The organism is Geobacter anodireducens (assembly GCA_001628815.1).
GTDB lineage: Bacteria > Desulfobacterota > Desulfuromonadia > Geobacterales > Geobacteraceae > Geobacter > Geobacter anodireducens.
The window spans coordinates 1,082,447-1,106,207 of the sequence record CP014963.1; the positions used below are offsets into that span (position 1 = coordinate 1,082,447).

Annotated in this window: 12 protein-coding genes, 2 pseudogenes and 1 other annotated feature; all 14 genes and pseudogenes read left to right on the forward strand. The window is 63.7% G+C overall.

The window, feature by feature from the left end:
- The first annotated feature begins 205 nt into the window (after positions 1-205).
- The 14 genes and pseudogenes from A2G06_05060 (at position 206) to A2G06_05125 (ending at position 23,758) form a co-directional block, all read left to right on the forward strand.
- Positions 206-2,070 (forward strand): annotated as a pseudogene (locus A2G06_05060) (histidine kinase).
- Positions 2,039-3,733: a sigma-54-dependent Fis family transcriptional regulator gene (locus tag A2G06_05065; protein ANA39820.1), complete on the forward strand. Its 1,695-nt coding sequence runs from the start codon at positions 2,039-2,041 to the stop codon at positions 3,731-3,733. The pseudogene A2G06_05060 and the gene A2G06_05065 overlap by 32 nt, the downstream one beginning before the upstream one ends.
- Positions 3,734-4,832: 1,099 nt before the next feature.
- Positions 4,833-5,780, forward strand: a complete 948-nt coding sequence (locus A2G06_05070) for a hypothetical protein (GenBank protein ANA39821.1) — start codon at positions 4,833-4,835, stop codon at positions 5,778-5,780.
- Positions 5,781-5,919: 139 nt separating this feature from the next.
- Positions 5,920-6,000: a binding site (cyclic di-GMP riboswitch class I), on the forward strand.
- Between the two features lie 24 nt (positions 6,001-6,024).
- A complete protein-coding gene (locus tag A2G06_05075; protein ID ANA41597.1) occupies positions 6,025-7,329 on the forward strand; it encodes a cytochrome C in 1,305 nt (434 codons plus the stop codon).
- Positions 7,330-7,439: 110 nt separating this feature from the next.
- Complete coding sequence (locus A2G06_05080; GenBank protein ID ANA39822.1) at positions 7,440-8,732, forward strand: cytochrome C; 1,293 nt, start codon at positions 7,440-7,442, stop codon at positions 8,730-8,732.
- Positions 8,733-8,856: 124 nt separating this feature from the next.
- Positions 8,857-11,910, forward strand: coding sequence for a spermidine synthase (locus A2G06_05085; protein ANA41598.1), 3,054 nt, complete (start codon positions 8,857-8,859; stop codon positions 11,908-11,910).
- Positions 11,907-13,220, forward strand: coding sequence for a cytochrome C (locus A2G06_05090; protein ANA39823.1), 1,314 nt, complete (start codon positions 11,907-11,909; stop codon positions 13,218-13,220). The genes A2G06_05085 and A2G06_05090 overlap by 4 nt, the downstream gene beginning before the upstream one ends.
- A gap of 26 nt (positions 13,221-13,246) precedes the next feature.
- Positions 13,247-14,695, forward strand: a complete 1,449-nt coding sequence (locus A2G06_05095) for a YVTN family beta-propeller domain-containing protein (GenBank protein ANA39824.1) — start codon at positions 13,247-13,249, stop codon at positions 14,693-14,695.
- 20 nt (positions 14,696-14,715) lie between these two features.
- A complete protein-coding gene (locus A2G06_05100) occupies positions 14,716-16,893 on the forward strand; it encodes a hypothetical protein (GenBank protein ANA41599.1) in 2,178 nt (725 codons plus the stop codon).
- Between the two features lie 54 nt (positions 16,894-16,947).
- Complete coding sequence (locus tag A2G06_05105; GenBank protein ID ANA39825.1) at positions 16,948-17,514, forward strand: penicillin-binding protein activator LpoB; 567 nt, start codon at positions 16,948-16,950, stop codon at positions 17,512-17,514.
- Positions 17,486-18,664: a hypothetical protein gene (locus A2G06_05110; protein ANA39826.1), complete on the forward strand. Its 1,179-nt coding sequence runs from the start codon at positions 17,486-17,488 to the stop codon at positions 18,662-18,664. The genes A2G06_05105 and A2G06_05110 overlap by 29 nt, the downstream gene beginning before the upstream one ends.
- Positions 18,665-18,754: 90 nt before the next feature.
- Complete coding sequence (locus A2G06_05115) at positions 18,755-20,470, forward strand: hypothetical protein (protein ANA41600.1); 1,716 nt, start codon at positions 18,755-18,757, stop codon at positions 20,468-20,470.
- Positions 20,471-20,527: 57 nt separating this feature from the next.
- Positions 20,528-22,466: pseudogene (locus A2G06_05120) on the forward strand (cytochrome C).
- Positions 22,467-22,477: 11 nt separating this feature from the next.
- Positions 22,478-23,758 (forward strand): cytochrome C, encoded by a 1,281-nt coding sequence (locus tag A2G06_05125; protein ANA39827.1) that lies wholly within the window; start codon positions 22,478-22,480, stop codon positions 23,756-23,758.
- The last annotated feature ends 3 nt before the right edge of the window (positions 23,759-23,761 follow it).

Sequence of the window (23,761 nt, forward strand, 5' to 3'; positions counted from 1 at the left end):
TGGCCCGGAACGACGGTTTCCGCCGTTAGCCGGGGTTAATTTGTTGTTGGCTGGCATGGATATTGTTTGTCACCCACGGGGGTCTGCACGGCGCAACTGATTGTTAGTGAATTATCATCATTGGGGTGTGGCACACATAACTGTATTGTTATAATTTGCATATATTGTATTTAAATGTAATGTTATTTCGAGTCCCGCTTTGTCCATGCGCAAAATCAGCCTGAAAACGAAAATCGTCACGATCGTGCTGCTGGTCTTTTTCGGCGTTGCACCGGCCACCTCCTATTTCGTCATCGGTTATTTCAAGGACCGGTTGCAGGAGTCGATTCAGAATCAGCAGATCATCCTGGTGAGCCGGACCGCGTCGGAACTGGATTTCAAGATATCCTCCGCCCAGAGGATGCTGGTATCCGTGGCCCTGAGCATTCCCGAGCCGGTCATCCGCGATCCGCGGGCCGCGGAGCGCTTCCTCTACGAACGGTCGTTCCTCAGGATGTATTTCGACAGCGGCACCTTCCTGCTGGACCCCAAGGGGCACCTGATCGCCGAGACCGCCTGGAAGCCGAGCCGCATCGGCCGCGACTATTCGTTCCGGGAGTATTTCCAGGCCACCATCTCCACTGGCAAGCCGGTCATTTCCGCCCCCTATGTCCCCCGGACCCTGCACCATCCCGTGGTGATGTTCACTGCGCCGGTGTTCGGCGCCGGGGGCAGGCTGATCGCCATCCTGGCCGGCAGCACGGATCTCTACAAGGAGAACCTCCTGGGCGATCTCTCCACCTCCCGGATCGGGTCTCTGGGGTACTTCAGCCTCTATGACCACGAGGGGGTGGTCATCATGCATCCGGTCCGGGAGCGGATCTTCAGCCCCGCGGACAAACAGGCCGAGCATATGAGCCAGCGCATCGCCCGGGCGAGAACCGGCGCCAATGTCCAGGGCGAGCTCGAACTGCGGGACGGCAGCCGGACCCTCTCCACCATGAAGAAGCTGGGCAGCATCGACTGGGTCCTGGCGGCCTCCTATCCGGTGGAGGAGGCCTACGCGCCCGTGCAGCGCCTGGTTCGGCTCTCCTGGTGGATCATGGGCTGCGGTGGCGTCTTTGCGGCCCTGCTCATGTGGATGACCATGAGCCACCTCATCTCCCCGCTGCTCTCCCTCACCCGCCAGATCAGGCAGTTGGGAGCGTCCAACGGCGATCTGCCCATGGTGCTGGTCGACTCCAACGACGAGATCCGCGAAACCGCGGAGGCGATCAATGGCCTGCTGGAGCGGCTGCGGATCAAGGAGATCGAGAAGGAGACGATCCAGAAGGACGCCATGCAGACCTGGCACCTGGCATCCCTGGGCGAGGTGGCGGCCGGCGTGGCCCACGAAATCAACAACCCCATCAACGGGATCATCAACTGCGCCCAGATCCTGGCGGCGGAGCCGTGCCTCAGCGAGCCGGAACGGGGGGTGGCGAACCGGATCATCAAGGAGGGGGAACGGGTGGCCGTGATCGTCCGGAGCCTGCTCTCCTTTGCCCGCTACGAGGGGAGGGAGCGGGTCCCCGCCTATGTGCCCGACATCCTCAGCGATACCCTTGAACTGACCAAGGTCCAGTTGAAGCGGGACGGGGTTCAGCTCCACGTGAACCTGCCGCCGGACCTGCCGGCGCTGCTGGTTCACCCGCACCAGATCGAGCAGGTGTTCCTCAACCTCATCAGCAATGCGCGCTATGCCCTGGACAAAAAATTCCCCGCGAGCGGAGGCGGGGGCAAACGTCTCGATATCAAAGGGGAAAAAATCATCGGCGATGACGGCGTCTTTGTGCGGATCGAATTCAGGGACAACGGCATCGGCATCCCGCGCGACGTGATCGGCAGGGTCATCGACCCCTTTTTCACGACCAAGCCGGCCGCTGAAGGCACGGGCCTGGGGCTGAGCATCAGCCACGGCCTGATCTCGGACCATGGAGGGCGACTGAAGGTTGAAAGCGTCGAGGGAGAGTTCACCCGTGTAATGATTGATCTGCCGTAATGACCTGGGAGGACGAGTATGGCCAGAAGGGTTCTGATAGTAGAGGATGAGGACACGCTGCGGTTCACGTTCGAGCACTTTCTCGCGGCCGAGGGCTATGCCGTCGATACGGCGGCCGATTTCGCGGAGGCGATCGGCAAGGTCGAATCCGCCGACTATGACCTTGTCTTCACCGACATCATCCTGGGCAACGATAACGGCATCGATGTCCTGCGCGAGGTCAAGGAGCGCCAGCCAGCCACCCCCGTGGTGATGATCACCGGCTATCCCAACGTGGAGACGGCGTCCGACGCCGTCCGGCTCGGGGCCTTCGACTATCTCCCCAAGCCGGTCAAGCGCGACGCCCTGTTGCGGGTGGCCCGCATGGCCCTTGACCACAAGGATCTCATGGAGGAGCGGGAGAAGTACCGGACCAACCTGGAGGCCATTTTCCAGAGCGTGGACGATGCCATCCTCACCGTGGACCTGGACATGAACGTGGTGGCCTACAACGAGGCCGGGAAATACTTTTTCAGCCTCGCCGCCGAATCCATCGGCAGGCGCTACGTGCCGGGGGAGGGGAACGGCGCGTTCCTCCATGCGCTCACGGAAACCCTCAAGACCAAGCGGCCGGTGGAGACTCAGCGGACCGAATGCGTGGTCGGGGGGAGCGAAAAGCGCGTGGTGAGCCTCAAGACCTCCCCCCTGGTGGACCGGACCGGCACCTTTTCCGGGGCCGTCATGGTGGTGCGCGACGAAACGCGCCTGGATGACCTGGAAAAGAGCTTCGAGGGGCGGGAGACGTTCCACAACCTGGTGGGGAGCAGCCCCCGCATGAAGGAGATTTACGCCTTTGTCGAGTCCCTGGCCGATGTCCCCACCACCGTGCTGGTCACCGGCGAGAGCGGCACCGGCAAGGAACTCGTGGCGGCGGCCCTGCACTACAAGGGGGGCCGGAGCACCAAGCCCTTTGTCAAGGTCAACTGTTCCGCCCTGGCGGAACCGCTGCTGGAGAGCGAGCTGTTCGGCCACGTGAAAGGGGCCTTCACCGGCGCCATCAAGGACAAGATGGGCCGTTTCCAGAAGGCGGACGGCGGCACGATCTTCCTGGACGAGATCGGCGACATCTCGCCGGGGATGCAGGTGCGGTTGCTGCGGGTCCTGCAGGAGAGGGAATTCGAGCGGGTGGGGGACTCCACCCCCCTCAAGGTGGATGTGCGGGTCATCGCCGCCACCAACGTCGATCTGGCGGAAAAGGTGCGGCTCGGCCAGTTCCGGGAAGACCTCTTCTACCGCCTGAAGGTCGTCCGGATTCACATCCCGCCGCTGCGGGAACGGCGCGAGGATATCCCCCTGCTTGTGGAACACTTCCTGGCCAAGTTCCGCGGCAAGTTCAAAAAGGACGTCAGCGCGGTGTCCGACGAGGTCATGAAGGTGTTCATGTCCTATCCCTGGCCGGGCAATGTCCGCGAACTGGAGCACGTGCTCGAACACGCGTGCATCGTCTGCACCTCCGGCCTGGTCACCCAGGAACACCTGCCTTCGGACTTCATGGAACACCATGAGATCCACGGCCACGAACCGGCCACCGAGCGGGAGACCACCCTGCAGGCGATCCGGAAAGCCCTGGAAAAGTCCGGGGGCAACAAGGCAAAGGCCGCGCGTCTGCTCGGCATCAGCCGCATCACGTTGTACCGTAAACTCAATGAATTAAATATTGTTCACGACGAGTAGCTGTTTAGGGTGTATCATGTAACACATATGTTTCTTAACACCTGTGTTACATGATACACTTTTCCAGCGGCCGGTCGGTCGAAAGCCATAAGTGAAATAGCGATAAGCGAAATTTAATTTATGATCAGGAATGCACTAACATATTAAAATCCAAACATTCATATTCTGATATATAGATGCGGCACTCCCTGCACCCTGTCATCACATCCCCCGGAAACACCTCTGAAACGTGTAACATTCCCTAACGAACCCCCCCTTATCCTGAAAACGCACTTGAAACACAGGGCAACGGAGCAACGGCAGTAGCATCTGAGAAGAAGATTCTTCCTGATTAGCGCTGATCTTCCGCTTGGATGTCACCCCCCCGTTGAGAACGGGGGGCAGGGGGGATTTCGTCGCGAAAGCTCAAAGGCAAATCCCCCTAACTCCCCATTTTCAAAGGGTAACGTGCTCTGGCGGAAGATCGAAGCTGAGCGGGACATTATTTTACATTCATTCGGCAACACCCCGGCGGGGTAGGCGAGATATCGGGTTAACGTAGTGATTTATCTGCTGCTCTGCTGCTCTGTGTTATTCCCATTGCCGTTTTCAGGATTACCCTTCTCCCCCCGAAGCACCGTCCGCACTCCGTTTCCCCGCCGCCCGCCCCTGCGGCGGTCCCCGATCCCTGGCTGCGGGCCGATCCCTGGCCGCGGGCCGATCCCGCGTTCTCTTCCCTGCATGCGTAAGTGTCCCGGCCCGGTTTTACGCCTGGCCCATCCCTGCCGGTGACTTCACGGATACCTCCGGCCACCGGGGCGGACCCGTCGGAATCCAGTCAGAACAAGGGGTTGTGCGGCATGAACCGATCCGGCACCGGCGTTACGGTGAAATCGCAGTGCGTTTTCGCCAAATGACCGCGATGTGCCCGGCTGATTTAAAAAAAATATCTTAATTTTTTTAAAAAACGAACAATTATCGCTAGATACGATTTTGTTACCATAATTAAAAACCGCTTAGGCATGCGCTGTGCTAACTCACTAGAAAACAAACACATTTTGCTGGCAGTCGCTAGAGGCAAAACTTGATTAATCATCTATGCAAACATATTGAAACCCAAATGAAACGGACCGGCAACCGGCACGTGGCACTTCTGGTCATTCTCGCCGCCGTTCTCATGGGTGGACCCACCAATGCGAGCACGGGTGAATTCAAGGTTACGTATCTGTACAACCTGTCGGACTTCACGGGCACGATTCCGTACAGCCTGGCCAAGATCGCCCTGGACGCAACGGCCCGCGAGACCTATGTGATCTCGGGCGAAACGGTCAAGGTGTTCAACAACAGCGGCATGGAAGTCTACCGGTTCACCAACACCATGGAGTCCGGGATCGTGTACGACGCCGCCATCGACGAGCAGGGGCGGATCCTGGTCCTGGCCTACAACAACGGCACGCCCGGCCTGACCCTCTGCAACTACCGGGCGGAACCCATCAAGCCCATCGAGTTCAAGGGACTGCCCGAGAAGCTGGCCGCGTTCAAGCCGAACCGGCTCATCCTGAAGGACGGCACGATCTGCCTGGTGAGCCTGGGTTCCATGATGGTCGTGATGCTCGATCCGGAAGGGAACTACGTCAAGCACATGGACCTGGCCGAAGCAGCGGGCGTAACCGAGGAAGACCGCCTCAACACGGGCATCGGCGCAGTGGCTTTTGATTCGGACGGCAGCGTGCTCTTCACCTCGCCGGTCACCGGCAAGGTGTTCAGGGTCGCGGCGGACGGCAAAGTGGACTCCTTTGGCAAGCGGGGCAGCGCGCCGGGCAAGTTCGGTGTCCCCACGGGGATTACGGCGGACGGCCTGGGCAACTACTACATCTCCGACAAGCTCAGGTGCGCGATCCTGGTGTTTGACCGGCAGTTCAAGTTCATCTACGAGTTCGGCGGTCGCGGCGATGCCCCCGGCAGTCTGGTGGGCCCCGACGACCTGGCAATCGATGCCGAGGGGAAGCTGTACGTGGGTCAGCTCGGCAAGCGCGGAGTAAGTGTATTCAAGGTGACACGCGACTGAACGGGAGTCGTAACTCAGGCCGGCATCCCGCCTTGGAAGGGAGGTGGAGGGACCACACAACGCTGGGGATGCACTGAAGACCATTTTGTATTGCATTGCAGGCACAACACACACGAGCCGAAAGGCGAAACCAAATTTCCTCCGAAAAGAGTAAACCCATCGCAAGGTGGGGACACAAAGCCGACGGGTGCCGCAGGAGCGGGACGGCCGGGTTGCCGGAGAAACCAACCAAATGGAGGAAATGATGAAAAAGGGGATGAAAGTAAGTCTTTCCGTGGCAGCAGCAGCTCTTCTCATGAGCGCCCCCGCGGCGTTCGCGTTCCACTCCGGCGGCGTTGCCGAGTGCGAAGGGTGCCACACCATGCACAACTCGCTGGGCGGCCAAGTGATGAACGGCGCCACTGCCCAGTTCACCACCGGCCCCATGCTGCTCCAGGGCGCCACCCAGAGCTCGTCCTGTCTGAACTGCCACCAGCACGCCGGTGACACGGGTCCTTCCAGCTACCACATCTCCACCGCTGAGAGCGATATGCCTGCCGGTACCGCTCCGCTCCAGATGACCCCGGGCGGCGACTTTGGCTGGCTCAAGAAGACCTACACCTGGAACGTTCGTGGCCTCAACACGAGCGAAGGCGAGCGCAAGGGTCACAACGTCGTGGCCGGCGACTACAACTATGTTGCCGACGCCACCCTGACCACGGCCCCGGGCGGCACCTATCCGGCCAACCAGCTCCACTGCTCGAGCTGCCACGATCCCCACGGCAAGTACCGTCGTTTTGTTGACGGCAGCATTGCCACCACCGGCCTCCCCATTAAGAACAGCGGTTCCTACAACAACAGCGCCGACCCCACTGCCTGGGGCGCCGTTGGCGCATACCGCATCCTGGGCGGCACCGGCTACCAGCCCAAGTCCCTGAGCGGCTCCTATGCCTTTGCCAACCAGGTTCCGGCTGCTGTTGCTCCGTCCACCTACAACCGGACGGAAGCTACCAACCAGACCCGCGTTGCCTACGGCCAGGGCATGTCCGAGTGGTGCGCCAACTGCCACACCGACATCCACAATAGCAGCTACCCGACCAACCTGCGCCACCCGGCCGGCAACGGGGCCAAGTTCGGCGCCACCATCGCCGGTCTGTACAACTCCTACAAGAAGTCCGGCGACCTGACCGGTACCCAGGCTTCCGCGTACCTGTCCCTCGCTCCGTTCGAGGAAGGCACTGCTGACTACACCGTGCTCAAGGCCCACGCTCAGATCAACGACAGCGTGCTGACCGGCGCCGACGCCACCAGCAACGTGAACTGCCTCTCCTGCCACCGCGCTCACGCTTCGGGCTTCGACAGCATGACCCGCTTCAACCTGGCCTACGAGTTCACCACCATCGCCGATGCCTCCGGCAACTCGGTGTACGGCACGGGCGACCCGAGCGCTTCTTCGTCCCTCCAGGGCCGGACGGTCAACGAGATGACTGCTGCCTACTATGGCCGCACTGCCGACAAGTTTGCTCCTTACCAGCGCGCGCTCTGCAACAAGTGCCACGCCAAGGACTAATCTTGTCACCATCTGTTGTTGTGTGATTCCGCCGGGGTCCGCCTGAAAGGGGGCCCCGGCACCTCCTTACCGCCAACCGGAGTCCGACAGAGATCGCCAGGAGGTATTGTATGAAACGCTTCAAGACTCTTCCCGTCACCGCAGCAGCGCTTCTGGTTCTCGGCGCAACCGGCACGGGATGGGCTTTCCACTCAGGTGGCGTGGCAGAGTGCGAGGGGTGCCACACCATGCACAACTCCCTGGGCGGCCAGCAGATGAACGCCGCCACGGCCCAGTTCACCACCGGCCCCTATCTGCTCCAGGGAACGGACCAGAGCTCGTCGTGCCTCAACTGTCACCAGCATGCCGGTGACACGGGGCCCAGCAGCTACCACATCAGTACCGCAGAATCCGACATGCCCGCCGGTTCCCCGCCGCTCCAGCTCACTCCGGGCGGCGATTTCGGCTGGCTCAAGAAGACCTACAGTTGGGTGCCGCGCGCCGGCGCCGCCACGGAGTGGAGCCACGGCGAGCGCAAGGGGCACAACATCGTGGCCGCCGATTACAATTACGTGGCCGACAGCACCATCACCGCGGCGCCGGGGAGCATGAACACCCCCTATCCGGCCAACCAGTTCAGTTGCATCAGTTGCCATGACCCCCACGGCACCTACCGGATCACCTCCCTGGGTGTCCAGGCCAAGACCGGCAAGCCGATCAAGAGCTCCGGCTCCTACGGCGCCGTTCCGGACGCAACCACTGCCGTTGGCGTCTATCGTCTCCTGGGCGGGGCCGGGTACAAGCCCAAGTCCCTCTCCAGCGGCGATGCCTTCGCGTTCGCGGCACCCTATGCCGTGGCCCCCAACAGCTACAACCGTTCGGAAGCCACCAGCGACACGCGGGTCGCCTACGGCCGGAGCATGTCCCTCTGGTGCGCCAACTGCCACGGCCAGATGCACACCACCTTCGGCACCCTGGTCCACCCGGCCGACCAGAACCTGGGCCCCTACGTGACCCAGATCTACAACTCGTACAAGAAGTCGGGCGACCTGTCGGGCTCCGTGGCCGCGTCGTTCAGCTCGCTGGTTCCGTTCCAGAGCGACAACACCCACGACCTGAACGCGCTCAAGACCCAGACCACGTCCACTGCCGGCCCCATCTCCACGGACCGGGTCATGTGCCTTTCCTGTCACCGGGCCCACGCGTCCGGCTTCGACAGCATGATGCGGTACGGTCTCGGCAACGAGTTCATGACCGTTGCCGATGCGGCAGGCAACCCGGTATGGCCCGACCCGGTCACCAACGCGGCCCAGGCCCAGGGACGGACCGTTGCCGAAACGCAGCAGGCGTATTATGGAAGACCTCCCACCAATTTCGCCCCGTTCCAGCGGGTCCTGTGCAACAAGTGTCATGCCAAAGACTGATTCATATGTGATGTAGTCCTGGTCGCGGCCGGCCTCCGGCCGGTCGTGGCCGCTTTTTTCCCGACAACCGGTGAAACATCCCTCGGTTTCCGGCCTCTGCCGGGGCGAGGGTTTTGAGCGTACCATGCCGATCCTCATTACCGCTCTCATCTATCTGATCTTCTTCCTCTCGGGAGCCACCGCCCTGGTCTATGAGGTCATCTGGGTCAGAAAGCTCAGCCTCGTCTTCGGCGGCTCGCACCTGGCGGTAACCACGGTGCTGGCCGTGGTCATGGGAGGGCTCGCCCTGGGGAGCTGGCTCTTCGGCCGGCGCGTCCGCACCACCCGGAACCTGCTGCGGCTCTACGGGGCCCTTGAGATCGGCATCGCCTTTTTCGCCCTGCTCTTCATCGCCCTGCTGAACCTCTACTCCCTGATGCCCGCCTACTCCTTCGAGTCTCTGACCGAGCATTCGCACCAGCTTTCCCGCGTGACCACGCTCGCCCTGCGGGTCGTGCTCGCCGCCATCGCGCTCATCGTCCCCACGACCCTGCTGGGGGGGACGCTGCCGGTGCTGGCCGCGTTCATGGTCCGGGGCCGGCGCGCGGTGGGGCGGGGAGTGGCGTACCTCTACGCCCTGAACACCTTCGGCGCGGTGGCCGGCTGCTTCGGGGCCGGATTCTATCTGCTGGGACGGTTCGGGGTATCGGACACCATGGCCGGGGCAATCACCGTGAACGTGCTGCTGGGCATCGCCTGTTTCGCGCTCCAGGGGCCGGCGGCCCGGCACCTGGCACCCGGCGGGGAGGAGGCCCCGGCGCCCCTGCCCGCCGTTACGCAGGCCGGGGAGAGAGCCCGCATCGGGCTCGTGGTCTGGGGGATCGGGGTCAGCGGCTTCTGCGCCCTGGGGTACGAGGTGCTCTGGACCCGGATCCTGGGGATCGTGATCGGCACGAACGTGTATGGCTTCACCCTGATGCTGGCGGCCTTCCTGACCGGCATTGCCGCGGGCAGCGGGGCCTACGGCCTGTGGGCCCGCCGTCTCCGGCCGCCCGAGGCGGGGGGCTGCCCCGTGTCGAGGCTGATCGGCGGGTTCGGCATGGTGCAGATCGCGATCGGCGTCAGTGCGCTGGTGGTGACGGTCCTCATCCGCGATCTTCCCACCAGGGGGCTCTTTCTCCAGGACTTTTTCACGGCGCACGGCACCGACCTGTTCCGCGCGCGGCAGTTCGCCAGTTTCGCTCTGGTCTTTTCCTACCTGTTCATCCCGGCCTTTTTCATGGGGGTTGCCTTTCCCCTGGCCGGGACCCTTGATGCCTGCCGCCGGCGCAAGGTGGGGCATGCCGTGGGCGAGGTGCTGACCTGCAACACGATCGGCGCCATTCTCGGCACCGTGGCGAGCGGTTTCGTGCTGCTCCAGATCTTCGGCATCGAGCGTTCCCTCTACCTGCTGGCCGCGATGAACGCCGGTTTCGGCCTGCTGATCCTGGCGAGCCTGCTGCGCGGCACCGCACGCGGGCTGGTCACGGCAGGCACCGTGCTGGCCGTGCTCGGCGGCATGGCCGCCGCAAGCACCATGCCCCGGGTCTGGGACGCCAAGTACTTTGCCATCTACCGCACCAACCAGCCGGAGGTGTTCAGGACCCCGGACCTGATCGCCGAGGCCAAGCGGCACACCGATGTCCTCTATTACGCCGAGGGGATCCAGTCCATCGTCAGCTCCATCAGGATCCGGGGGGGCTACCAGGCGTTCCTGCGCAACGGCCGGATCGAGTCCTCCGACCACAGCGAGAGCCTCCAGAACCAGTACGCCCTGGGCCACCTGCCCATGCTCCTGCACCGCAACCCGCGCAAGGTGCTGGTGATCGGCGCGGGCAGCGGCATCATCCTCGGCGCCGTATCGGTCCATCCGAGCGTGTCCGAAATGACGCTGGCCGAGGTGGAGCCGAAGGTGCTGGGGGTGACGCGCTCCTTTGCCGCCTACAATCACGGCGTGCTGGACGACCGCCGGCTGAGGGTGGCGTTCAGCGACGGCCGCAACTACCTGGCGACCACGGGCGAGCGCTACGACGTGATCACCGCCGATCCCATCCACCCGTGGCTGAGCGGCGCCGGCTACAACTACACCCGGGAGTATTTCGAGCTGGCCGCCGAGCACCTGCGGGCCGGCGGCATCATGTGCCAGTGGCTCCCCCTTTACGACCTTTCCGCCGACGATCTCAGGTCGGTGGTCCGGACCTTCCGGCAGGCCTACCGCCACGTCCTGGTCTGGATGACCCAGGGCGATGCCATGCTCATCGGCAGCAACGCCCCCATCCTCCTGAGCGAGGACGAGCTGGCCGCCCGGATCGCCGCGCCGGCGGTGGCCGCCGATCTGGAGCGGGTGCAGATGGGGAGCGCCACCGATCTGCTGAGTTTCTTCGTCATGGGCACGGCGGGTGCCGACAGGTTCAGCCGCACCGGTAGAATTAACACGGACGACAACCTCTATCTCGAATTCTCGGTCCCCCGCTCCACCGGCAAGGCTTCGCTGCCCGAGGTCAACGTGAACGCCCTTGCCCGGCACCGGGAGAGCGTTCTCGCCTACCTGGACGAAACCGTGTCCCCGGCGGACCGGCTCGCCCGGGAGAACCGCTGGATGACGCTCGACCGTGCCGCGTCCCTGGCCCTGGAGGCCCGGGCCATCTTCCTGGGGGGGCGGTACGATTCGCCCCGGTTCGGTCTCCTGGTCTCGGCGCTGGAACGGAACTATGCCTCGTTCGCCCCGTGGCGGTTCCTGCGCAACGAATACCTGGAGGAAATGGCGAGCAGTCCGCAGCCGCTCGATCAACTGGCACTGGCCTTGCTTGATGAATCTGGTCGCCGGGTCGTCGTAAACGTTGCCGCGGTCATGAGCCGCGTCAGCCGTGAGCTGACGGTGGTTGATTTCGTGGACAGCGACGAGCGGGTGATCATCGGCCAGGCGGATATTAACGGCAGGGAACGGGACGGTTCGGCCAAAAGGCTGGCCGCCGAGGTGATGGAGGCTGTCCGGGTTGCCTACAACGAGGAATTGACCGGGGCGGAGGCGCGCGGCAAGCCGCTTCCGGACCAGGCGGTATTCGTCCGCAGGATGCGCGAAATCATCGCGACCATGACGGGCCGGCAGCACGGCAACCCGTACCCGGCCCAGGGACGGCCCATTAAGGAATCGGCGTGAAAACACCCAAGGCCATACTTGCGCTCCTGGTCCTGCTGCCGGCACTGCTGCCGGCCACGGGGGGCCGTTCCCTCGCCTTTCACGAGGGGGGCGCGGGCGAGTGCGAGGGGTGTCACACCATGCACAACTCGGAAGGGGGCTTCGCGGTGGCCTCCAACGGCCGGCCGGCGGGCATGGGCAACCGGTATCTCCTGAAGGGGGGCGATTCCAGCTCCACCTGCCTGAACTGCCATGAGAAGGCGGGGGACGTGGGTCCCACCTCCTATCACGTGAGCACGCCGGGGTCCGAGATGCCGTTCGGCGTTCCGCCCAAGCAGTTGGGGCCGGGCGGCGATTTCGGCTGGCTCAGGAAGTCCTACACCTGGATTCCGGCCTTCGGCTCGACGCTTTCGAACAGCGAGGGGGACCGGCACGGCCACAACGTGGTTGCGGGGGACTACGGCTATCTCCAGGATGCCCTGAAGATGACGGCCCCCGGCGGCAGCTATCCGGCGGCGAGCCTGTCCTGCGTTGCCTGCCACGACCCCCACGGCCGCTACCGCCGCGACCAGGACGGCTCCATTGCGGTCACGGGCAAGCCGATCCGGGGTTCGGGGAGCTACGCCACCGGCGCCGAGCCCGATGCCGCCATGGCCGTGGGCGCCTACCGGCTCCTGGGGGGGAACGGCTATTACCCCAAATCGCTGGGACCGGCCTTTTCCTTCATCAACGGGCCCCCGGCCGCGGTGGCCCCGGCCGACTACAACCGGAGCGAGAGCACCACCGCGACCCGCGTGGCCTACGGCCAGGGGATGTCCGAGTGGTGCCGGAACTGTCACCCGAACATCCACCGGGACGGCAGCGGGGGAGGGCTGGTGCACCCGGCCGGCACCGAAGCCCCCCTGGGCGGCGTCATGGTGGATTACTACAACCGCTACATCAAGACCGGGGATCTGTCCGGCGTGGAGGCCACCTCCTGGCTGTCGCTGGTCCCCTTCGAGGCGGGGACCAACAACTATGCCCTGCTGCGGAACATCGTGACGGCCACCCCCACCAAGGGGCCCAGCACCGCGGACGGCACCCCGCGCGTCATGTGCCTCACCTGCCACCGGGCCCACGCCAGCGGCTGGGACAGCGCCACCCGCTGGAACACCAAGACGCCCTACGTGACCTACAGCGGCAAGTATTCCCAGGAAGGGGAGGCCTACCAGCCCTACGGCCAGGGCCGCAGCGAGATGGAAGCCCTCAGGGCGTACTATGACCGGCCCGCGTCGCTCTTCTCGCCGGAGCAGGCGGCGCTCTGCACCAAATGCCACACGTCCGTGCCATGACCGTGGCTAGGGGATCGGGGAGCACCATGAACGAGAATCCTCCCAAGCGCATGACGTCCCGCGGGACAGCCCTCCTCATCGTCCTGTGGGCCGCCGTGCTCGCCGTGCTGGCGTGCAGCGGCTGCCACGCGCCCGTTGTCGTCGCCAAGCCCCAGTTGTTCGCCGAGGGTGAGCTGTTCCTCTACCTGGAGCCCTTCCCCCGGGACGCCAACCGGCTCGATTTCACCGTGGCGGGGGTTTCGGCGATCAAAAACGACGGCACGGAGATACCCCTCACCCTCAGGTTGACCGAGGCGACCCCCGCCACCATGAAGTGGCAGCGGATGCTGGGGTCGGCGATCCTGCCGGGGGGGCGGTACAGCGGCCTGTCGTTCCGGATTGCGGGGGCGGGCATCAAGACCGACGAGGGGCGGATGGCCCTGCTGCCGCCCGAGAAGCCGGTCATGATCGAATTCCCCTTCGTGGTGGAGCCCCAGAAGGCGGTCCTCGTCTCCCTCACGCTGGATGAAGAGGCATCGGTCAGCAAGCGCTTCAGCTTCTCGCCGGTCTTCAAGGCCGAGATCCCCGGGCGGCCCCTGTGGGGACTCACGGGCTTCGTCACCAACAAGGGGGCCAACACCATTGCGGTGTTTGACAAGCGGGAGGCCCGGGTCACGGAGTTCATCGAGACCGGGCGGGCCCCGGCCGGCATCGTCTTCGACCAGGCGGCGCGGCGGGCCTATGTGGCCCTGTCGGGCGACGACGCCGTGGAGGTCATCGACCTGATGGCCGACTATTCCCTGACCCGCATCCGCCTCAGCATCGGCGACGCCCCGGCCGAACTGGCCCTGACCCCCGACGGCAGGACCCTGCTGGTCTCCAACAGCGGCTCCAATACGCTCAGCTTCGTGGACCCGGCCTCCCAGTCGGAACTGGCTCGGGTCATCGTGGGGAGCAGGCCCGGCGCCGTGATCGTGGACCGGCTGGGACGCACGGCCTACGTGCTCAATACCCTGTCCAATTCGGTGTCGGTGGTTGACATCGCGCGGCGCGCGGTGGTCGCCACGCTGCCTACCGAAACCTCGCCGCTCTGGGCGCAGTTGAACCGAAGGGGCGACCGGCTGCTGGTCATCCACGAGCTCTCCCCCTACCTGGTCGATATCGATCTCACCACCCGGAGCACGGCCAAGCGGGTCTACGTGGGGATGGGGGCGCGGACGATCAAGATCGATACCTCTACCGACCAGATCTATATCGCCAAGCGGGGCGACTCCGTGATCGACGTCTTCGACCCCTTCTCGCTCCTTCCGGGCAATTTCATCACCGGCGGGGGCAGCCCCTCGTACCTGACCATCGACGGCGAGCACAACAATCTCCTGGCCCTCCTCTCCGGCTCGAAGCGGCTGCAGTTCATCGGCCTGGTGGGCAAGAGGGAGGTCGCGCAGATCGACGTGGGCGACGAGCCCTACCGCGTGGTCGTGGCGGGCGAAAGGTAAGGCGGAGCGTGGGCAACGGGATGCGGATACTCCGGAGGGTCATGGCGGCAGCGGCACTCGCGGCCGCGTTGCTTCCGGCCGCGGCAGGGGCCGAGGGGCTCCGGGGGTTCCTGGAGCTGGGCTACGTCACGTCCGATACCCAGTCGACGGATGCCGGCAACGTGACCACGTCCACCAAGAGCAGCTCGATCCTTCAGCGCTACAACCTGTCCCTGGACCGGATGCTCTACCCGACCCTCCGCTTCACGGGCGGCGGCACCGTTGACTACACCATGACCAGTGCGGAGTTGAACGACACCCAGCTCGATACCACCCTGCTGAAGGTGAGCCCCTTCCTGGACCTGACCCTGGGCACCCCCCTCTATTCCGCGGGGCTCGGCTACAACCGGCGCCAGGAGATCGCCGATACCGAGGGGGTCGGCTCGTCCAACATCATCCACGAGAACTATAACGCCAAGCTGAGCCTCAGGCCCGAGGGGCTCCCCTCCCTGGAGTTCCTCTACACGCGGACCAATTCCTATGATTCCGAACGGGCGTTCCAGGACGTGGTGCTCAATTCGTACAACCTGGGCTCCCGCTACAAGCCGGTGGATCAACTGGAGCTGAACTACCAGGGCCTCTACACCGATGCCACGGACAACCTGACCCGGAACAACGCCACGGTCCTGACCCACACCGGCCGGGTGACCTACAACGATCAGTTCTGGCAGGACCGGGTCACCCTGTACGCCAACTACAACATCTCGTCCCAGGAGACCAACAGCGCCCTGTTCCGGCTCTTTCCCACGGCCGGCCTGTCGGCCCTGACCGATACGCCCCTGCTGGTCACCCTGGCCGCCAACCCGGCGCTGGTGGACGGGAACCTGAACACGGGGAGCGCCGTCAATATCGGCATCCAGCCGGTGGGGGGCGACATCAGGCCCCGGAACCTGGGCTTCGATTTCGGCGGCGCAGTGTCCGTGAACCGCATCCGCGTCTGGCTCAACACGGACCTCCCCCCGGACATCGACAACCGGTTCTCCTGGACGATCTACACCAGTAGCGACAACCTGAACTGGACCCTGGTGCAGCTCCTGCCCACGGCCCCGTTCAGGAGCAACGAGGCGGGCACCGGCTGGTTCTACGAGCTGAGCTTTTCCGGCGCCACCTCCCGGTACCTGAAGGTCGTTACCTCGCCCCTGCCCCTGGGCACTGTTTCGTCGAGGGACCCCACCGCGAACCTGACCGACATCCAGGTGACCGAACTGGAGGCATTCGTCCAGTTCGAGGAGGTGCAGCGGCGTACCACGACCCAGCTTTCCCACGTGCTCGACACGAACATGCGGGTGCGGATTCTGGAGAACCCGAACCTGAACTACGAACTGAGCTACTACTACGACCGGAGCGACTCGGATTTCATCTCCACCTCCCGGTACATCCTGTCGAACGGCCTCTCCGCGAGCCACCGGTTCAACCAGTACCTCTCGGCCAGCGCCCGGTTCGCCCGGGAGGACTCCAAGGAGAACCAGGGCGCCCGCGTCTCCTACATCTACAGCACCCTGCTGACGGCCACCCCGCTCCCCACGCTAATGCACAGCCTGGTCTTCAGCGGCCGCAACGAGGAGGTCGCGGGGAGGAAGAGCGACACCAATTCGCTGTTCCTCAACAACAGCGCCACCCTCTACCGGGGAGTGGACGTGAACCTGAACGGGGGCTACAGCATGGCCACCGCCGAGTCGGGCCAGAAGACCAATACCACCATCATCACCTTCGGCCTCACCCTGCTGCCCCACTCGACCCTGACGGTGAACGTGAGCTATTCCGGCAACATGACCGATCAGACCGGCGGCGGCTTGCCCGACAACTCCACCTTCACCCACCGCGGCGACCTGTCGGCGGCCTTTAACCCGCTGCGCTCCGTTTACCTGTTCGGGGCCTTTGGCGTCATCATGGAAAAGAACAAGGACATGGTCACCACCCGGAACATCGGCGGAACCTGGTCCCCGTTCCGGGACGGCGCCCTGCAGTTGAGCTTTTCCTACAACGAGGCGTACAATTCGTCCGCCAACCAGAAGGACCGGACCATCGTGCCGAGCCTGCGCTGGAACATCCGGGGCGGTTCCTACCTGGATGTGTCCTATCTGTACCTGAAGAGCACGTCGGTCAGCCAGTCGTCCGACTCGCGCACCTTCAGCAGCACCCTGAGATTCGCGTTCTGACTTCCACGGAGAGAGGGCATATATGAGATCACGATTCGTCACCCACACCGGCGCCTGATACGGGCATTCTGCGGAATCTTCGGCCTCGTCGCGCTCCTGCTGATGCAGGGCTGTTCCCACGTGGAGCATTTCCGGGACCCCAACATGGACTTCGGGTCGATCCAGAGCGTGGCCGTGATGCCCTTCGGCAACCTGTCCAAGGATACCCAGGCCGCGGAGCGGGTCCGGGACGTGTTCAACACCAAGCTGCTGGCCACGGGGGCCCTGTACGTCATCCCCGTGGGCGAGGTCAGCCGGGTGACGGGGGTGGCCGGCGTCATGAACCCCACCGCCCCCACGCCCGAGGAGGTGGTGAAGCTGGCCAAGATGATCAAGGCCGACGCGGTCATCACGGGCATGGTCCGGGAGTACGGCGACGTCCGCTCGGGCTCGTCCATGGCCGACGTGATCTCCCTGAGCCTCCAGGTTATGGAGGCCCAGACCGGGAGGGTCGTCTGGTCCGCATCGGCCACGGAGGGGGGGATCGGGTTCACGGACCGCCTTCTCGGCGGCGGCGGCAGGCCCCTCAACGATGTGACTGAGAAAGCGGTCGATGATCTCATTTCGAAGCTGTTCCAATAGACTGCTCGCACTGCTGCCGCTGGTGCTGCTTCTCCTGGCGGCGGGATGCGCGCGGCTTCCCGTGGAGGCCGGCCGGACGGACGGGCCGCTGGTGGCGGTCTACCCAATGGAGGACCTGAGCGGCGCCGACGCGCCCCTGGCGGCCATGCGCAGCGGCATTACGGAGCGGCTCCGGCAGAGCGGGATGCGCATCATGGACGAGGCGGATCTGCGGCGGTTCATGGAGCAGCAGCGCATCCGCTACACCGGCGGCCTCGATCTGGAAACGGCCACCGCGTTCAAGGCCAGGGCCGGGGTGGATGCGGTGCTCATCATGACCCTGGAGTACTACAGCGAGGTGAGCCCCCCCAAGGTGTCCCTGGTTGCCCGCCTCGTTGCCACCGGGGAAAAGCCGGAGATCCTCTGGATGGACAGCGTGGGGATGGCCGGGGACGATGCCCCGGGAATCCTGGGGATCGGCATCGTGGAAGACCCGTCGGTCCTGTGGAACCGGGCCCTTGACCGCCTGTCCGGGTCGATGCTGCAGAATCTGGCCGGGAAGGCGGTTCCTCCCTCCGGCTGGGAGGGGCGGTTCCGGCCCAAGGAGGCGTACCGCTTCATGGCGCTGGACCCCAAGCGCCGTTACAGCGTGGCGGTCCTGCCGTTCTTCAACGAGAGCGAGCGCACCTATGCCGGGGAGATCATGGTGCTGCACGTGGTGAAGCAGTTGGCGTCGTCCACGATGTTGTCCGTGCTCGAGCCGGGGGTCATCCGGGGCAAGATGCTGGCCATGAGGATCATCATGCAGAACGGCATTTCCCTGCCCGCGGCGGACCTGCTGGCCAACAACCTGGAAACCGATTTCATCCTCACGGGCCGGGTCTTCGAGTACCGGGACATGCCCAGCGGCTCCGGCCGGCCCAGGGTGGATTTTTCGCTGCAACTGCTGGAGCGCTCCAGCAAGATGGTGGTCTGGGCCACCAAGAGCAGGAACACCGGGGATGACGGTGTTTTCTTCTACGACTGGCGCAGGATCTCCACCGCCAATGTCCTGACCGAGGGGATGATGAGGGCCCTGCTGGGGGTCATGGTCGAGGATACCCGCGAAGTGAAGATGACGCCGCCGCGGATGAGCCCGGAAGAGCTCGAACGGATATTGATGAGCCCGTAACGGAATTTCGTAGTGCCAATCGTCCTGACGGCCGGCCGGAGCGGAGTGCCCGGCGCGGCCACAACCTGCATGGAGAGAAAGGGGAGTCTGATGAAGAAGTCTTTGGTTACGCTGATGGTAGCATGCATTGCCGCGGGAGCTCCGGTGGCGGGATATGCCGGCTCTACGGCAAAGCCGGAAAACGTGGAAGCCGCGCCGGCATCGGCCGACGTGATGACGATCAGGGTGAAGGTGCCCCTGTTCTCGCCGCTGTTTGCCGAATTCCCCGTGGCAACGGTCAACGACGAGCCGATCACCGTCAACGACCTGAATGCTTCCCTTGAAACGGTACACGAGGGGATGGCGGAAGGAACGCAGGCCCCCCGCCGGAACTTTACGGATATCCTCAACCGGATCATCACCTCCAAGCTCATCATCCAGGAAGGGCGCAACATCGGCCTTGACCAGCAGGAGCAGCCCAAGGAGATGATCGATACCTTTTCCCGCAAACTCCTGCGCGAAATGGTGCTCAAGGATCACGTGAAGGACATGCGGCCCGATCCCAAGGAGGTGGAGAAGCGCTACGGCCAGCTCAACGTGGAGTGGACGTTCTCTACCCTCATTTTCAAGGATGAGGCGGATGCCAAGAAGGCCCGCAAGGCCCTGGACAACGGCACGTCCTTTGACGATCTGATGGCCGCGGAGGTCAAGGAGAAGCGCGCCGAGGCCAAGCAGAATGAGAAGCTGAGGTACGAGCACATCCACCCCGATATCGTGAAGATCATCGATTCGCTGAAGCCCGGCTCCGTGGGCCCGGTGATCGACATGCAGAAGGGGGCCATGCTGTTCCGGCTCGATGCCGTGAAGCATTCCGACGACCCGAGGCTGAAGGAGAAGGCCGAAAAGGAAGTGCTCACCGCGGCCCGCTTCAAGGCCCTTGAAAAATACCGCTCCGACCTGATCGAGAAGCATCTCAAGCAGGACAAGAAGCTGATCAAGTCGCTCGATTTCGAGAAGGACAAGGCGGCATTCACCAAATTCCTGGAGGACAAGCGCCCCCTGGCCACCATCAAGGGGGAGAAGCCGGTGACCGTGGCCGACCTGGCCGAGGCGATCCGGATGAAGTTCTACCACGGGGTGGACATGGCCATCGACCAGAAGAAGGTCAACAAGGCCAAGGACTCCCTGCTGTTCGAGATCCTGGCAACGCGGGCCATTGAGAAAGAGGGCCGCGACAAGGGCTTTGACAAGAAAAAGGAATACCTGGACAAGGTCGCCGACTACCAGGACTCCGTGATCTTCGGCCATTTCGTGGAAAAGGTCATCCGCCCGGACGTGAAGGTAACCGAGGATGAGCTGAAGGCCTACTACGAGGCGCACAAGTCCGAGTACTCCTACCCGATCATGGTGGTGCTGGACGGCATTGCCTTCAACGATCAGAACGCGGCCCAGTCCGCCGCGGAAAAGCTGCGCCAGGGCATGGATTTCAAGTGGTTCAAGGAGAACGCCGAGGGCCACGTGGATGCCAAGGCCGCCGGGGTCATCCAGTTCGAGGACGTGCCGGTCACCCTCAAGACCCTGCCCGAGGGGCTGAACAAGGTCATCACCGGTGCCCAGACCGGTGAATACCGCGTCTACTCGGATCCCAACGGCTTCAACTACGTCATTCTGGTCCGCAACGTGATCCCCGAGCAGGTGCAGCCCTTCCCCGAGGTTGAGGCCGCCATCAGGAAGAACGTCCAGTCGGAACAGCTCAACAAGCTGATCGTTGAGTGGGCGGACAAGCTGAGGAAGGCGTCGGACGTCAAGATTTTCGCCGAGTTTTAACGGACTGGAGGAGCTATGCGCACCGTGCATGCACAACGACAACTCTTATTCCTGGTGGTGACCCTCCTGGTGGGGGGGCTCATTCTTCACCTGTCGGAGAGCCCGGCGCAGGCGGCGAAAAAGTTCGCCCGCAAGGAATGCGTCGACTGTCATGGCAAGTTCAATGACAAGTACCTCTCCATGAAGTACATCCACACCATCGTCAAGGAGCAGAAGTGCGAGGACTGCCACCTGCGCCACGGCATCGTGCCGAAACTGCTGCTCAAGAAGGACGGCAACCAGCTCTGCTTCGACTGCCACGGCCGGGACAAGATCGGCCTGGACAAGCCCAAGGTGCACACCCCCCTGCGCCAGGGGAAATGTACCCTCTGCCACAATCCCCACGCCTCCACCACCCCGCACCTGCTCAAGGGTGACGGGCCGGAGTCCTGCTACGTCTGCCACAAGAAGGAGGATTACGAGAAGGGGACCATCCACGGCGCCATCACGAAAAAGGGCTGCGGCTCCTGCCACGCGGCCCACAGCTCCACCGAGGACAACCTCCTCAGGGACAAGGAGCCGAAGATCTGCCTCGGTTGCCACGACAGCGGCGCCGGCAGCTTCAAGAAGGCCCACGGCGGTTATCCGGTGGAAAACAAGCGCTGCACCATCTGCCACAACCCCCACTCGTCCACCGGCAAGAAGCTCCTCCGCTCCAGCGCCCATAACCCCGTTGCCACGGGCGGCTGCGACGGCTGCCACAATCCGGCCGGCGGGCCCGAGCCTTCGGGGTGACCCAGAAGGGGAGCGAGCTCTGCTACCAGTGCCACGATGCGGCCATGCTCAAGGGGGCTGGCGGGGTGGTCGAGCACGCGCCGTTCAAGAGCGGCGACTGCCTCTCCTGTCACCGGGCCCACACCTCCGAGTTCGCGAAACTGCTCACGGCCGACGGCAACAACCTCTGCTTCGAGTGCCACAAGGACAAGAACCTGCGCGTTGCCGTGCCCCACAAGGTCATCACCGGCGACAAGAAGGGGTGCCTCTCCTGCCACCGGCCCCACGCGGCTCCCAACAAGGGACTGCTCACCCTGGCCGGCTCGGATCTCTGCTACTCGTGCCACGCCAAGACCAAGGAAGGCTCAAGAACAAGGTGCAGCACGTGCCCTTCAACGGCGGTGACTGCAGCTCCTGCCATGACCCCCACGGCACCAACTTCGCCGCCATGCTCAAGGAGCGGGCCGATACGGTCTGCTACGGCTGCCACACCGATGCCGAGACCAAATTCAAGAAGACCTTCACCCACAAGCCGGTCATGAACGCCGACTGCGTATCGTGCCACGGCGCCCACGGCTCGGCCGAAAAGAACCTGCTCAAGAACACCGTGCCGCAGCTCTGCGCCCCCTGCCACGCGGACCTGATGAAGGCCGAGTCGGGCGGCTCCAGCCACATGCCGTTCAACGGCGGCCAGTGCCTCACCTGCCACGATTCCCACGGCAGCAACGTGCGGGGGATGATCGTGGACAACGAGGCGAAGCTCTGCTTCGGCTGCCACACGTCACTGGCGCAGGGCGACAAGGCCGCCAAGAGCTCCCATGCCCCGTTCCGGGGAGGGGACTGCACCAAGTGCCACAGCCCCCACAAGGCGAAGCTCAACAAGCTGTTGCTCGCCCAGGGGACCGACCTCTGCGTGTCCTGCCACAAGGGGACCAAGGAGCGGTTTGCCAGCGAGAAGGTTCACACGCCTGCGGAGCAGGATTGCCAGACCTGCCACAAGCCCCACAACGCGGGCCAGCCCTCGCTGCTCACCGAACAGCTCGTGGCCCTGTGCGGCCAGTGCCACTCCTACGACCGTAAGCCGTTCGCGGACGCTCACCTGGGGATCTCCGCCACGGTGATGAACTGCATGAACTGCCACGATCCGCACAGTTCCAAGGACCCGAAGTTCTTCAAGAAGGTGATGCACGCCCCCTTTGCTTCGCGTTCGTGCTCTGATTGCCACGTGACAGGAAAACAGTAAAAGGAGCTCCCATGCACGCATATCGCACATATCTTTACACGCTCTGCGCGGTGCTTGTCATTCTGGGCGCATCCTTTGCGCTCGCCCAGGACAACGCGCTCAAATTCAAGCTCAAGCCGGATGCCACCGGCAAGCTCTGCTTCAACTGCCACGCGGCGTTCAAGGAGAAGATGTCCAAGCCCTTCGTGCACACCCCCCTGAAAAAGGGGGAGTGCACCGGCTGCCACAACCCCCATACCTCGACCCACGGCAAGCTGCTCTCCGCCGATAACGGCGGGGTCTGCTACCGCTGCCACTCGTCGGTGGTGCCCTCCGGCGCCAGGAGCGTCCACAAGGTGGTGGGCGAGGGGAGCTGCATGAAGTGCCACGATCCCCACTCGGCCCCCAACAAGGAGAACCTGCTCAAGGGTGGGAACGAGCTCTGCTTCGAGTGCCACAAGGAGATGGGAGCCACCCTGTCCAAGGTCAAGTACCGCCACATGCCCGTGGCCCAGGGGTGCCTCAACTGCCACGATCCCCACTCATCGGCCAAGAACCCGTACCTGCTGAAGAACGATATCATCCCGCTCTGCGTGGGCTGCCACAAGACCGACCGGCCCATGTTCGCCAAGAAGCACATGAACTATCCGGTGGCCAATGCCCGCTGCACCGGGTGCCATGACCCCCACGGCTCAGACAACCCGGGCATCCTCTACAACACGGTCCACAAGCCGGTGGCAACCCGCATGTGCAACCAGTGCCACGAGGAGGCCACCTCGCCGAACCCGCTGGCCACCAAGAAGACCGGCACCGATCTGTGCCGCGGCTGCCATAACGACATGGTCAACACCACCTTCGGGCTGAACCGGGTCCACGGCCCGCTGCTGAGCAAGCAGGGCTGCCTCAGTTGCCACAACCCCCACGCGGGCAAGCAGAAGGGCATCCTGCGCCAGCCCATGGCCGTGCTCTGCAACAGTTGCCACGTGGACAACATGAAGCGTCAGGAAAAGGTGGCATCGCCCCACGAGCCGGTCAAGAACGGCCAGTGCACGGCGTGCCACGACCCCCACTCATCCAACTACCTCTTCCTGACCAGGAAGTCGCTGGATATCGAACTCTGCGCCGACTGCCACGACTGGGCGCACCACTCGACCCACCCCATCGGCGAGAAGTTCCGGGATCCGCGCAACAAGAACATCCCGATCCTGTGCGTGAGCTGCCACGACGCCCACGGGACCGAGTTCAAGAAGATGCTCTACTATCCCAAGACCAGCGACCTCTGCGTCCAGTGCCACGAACAGTACAAGAGGTGATTC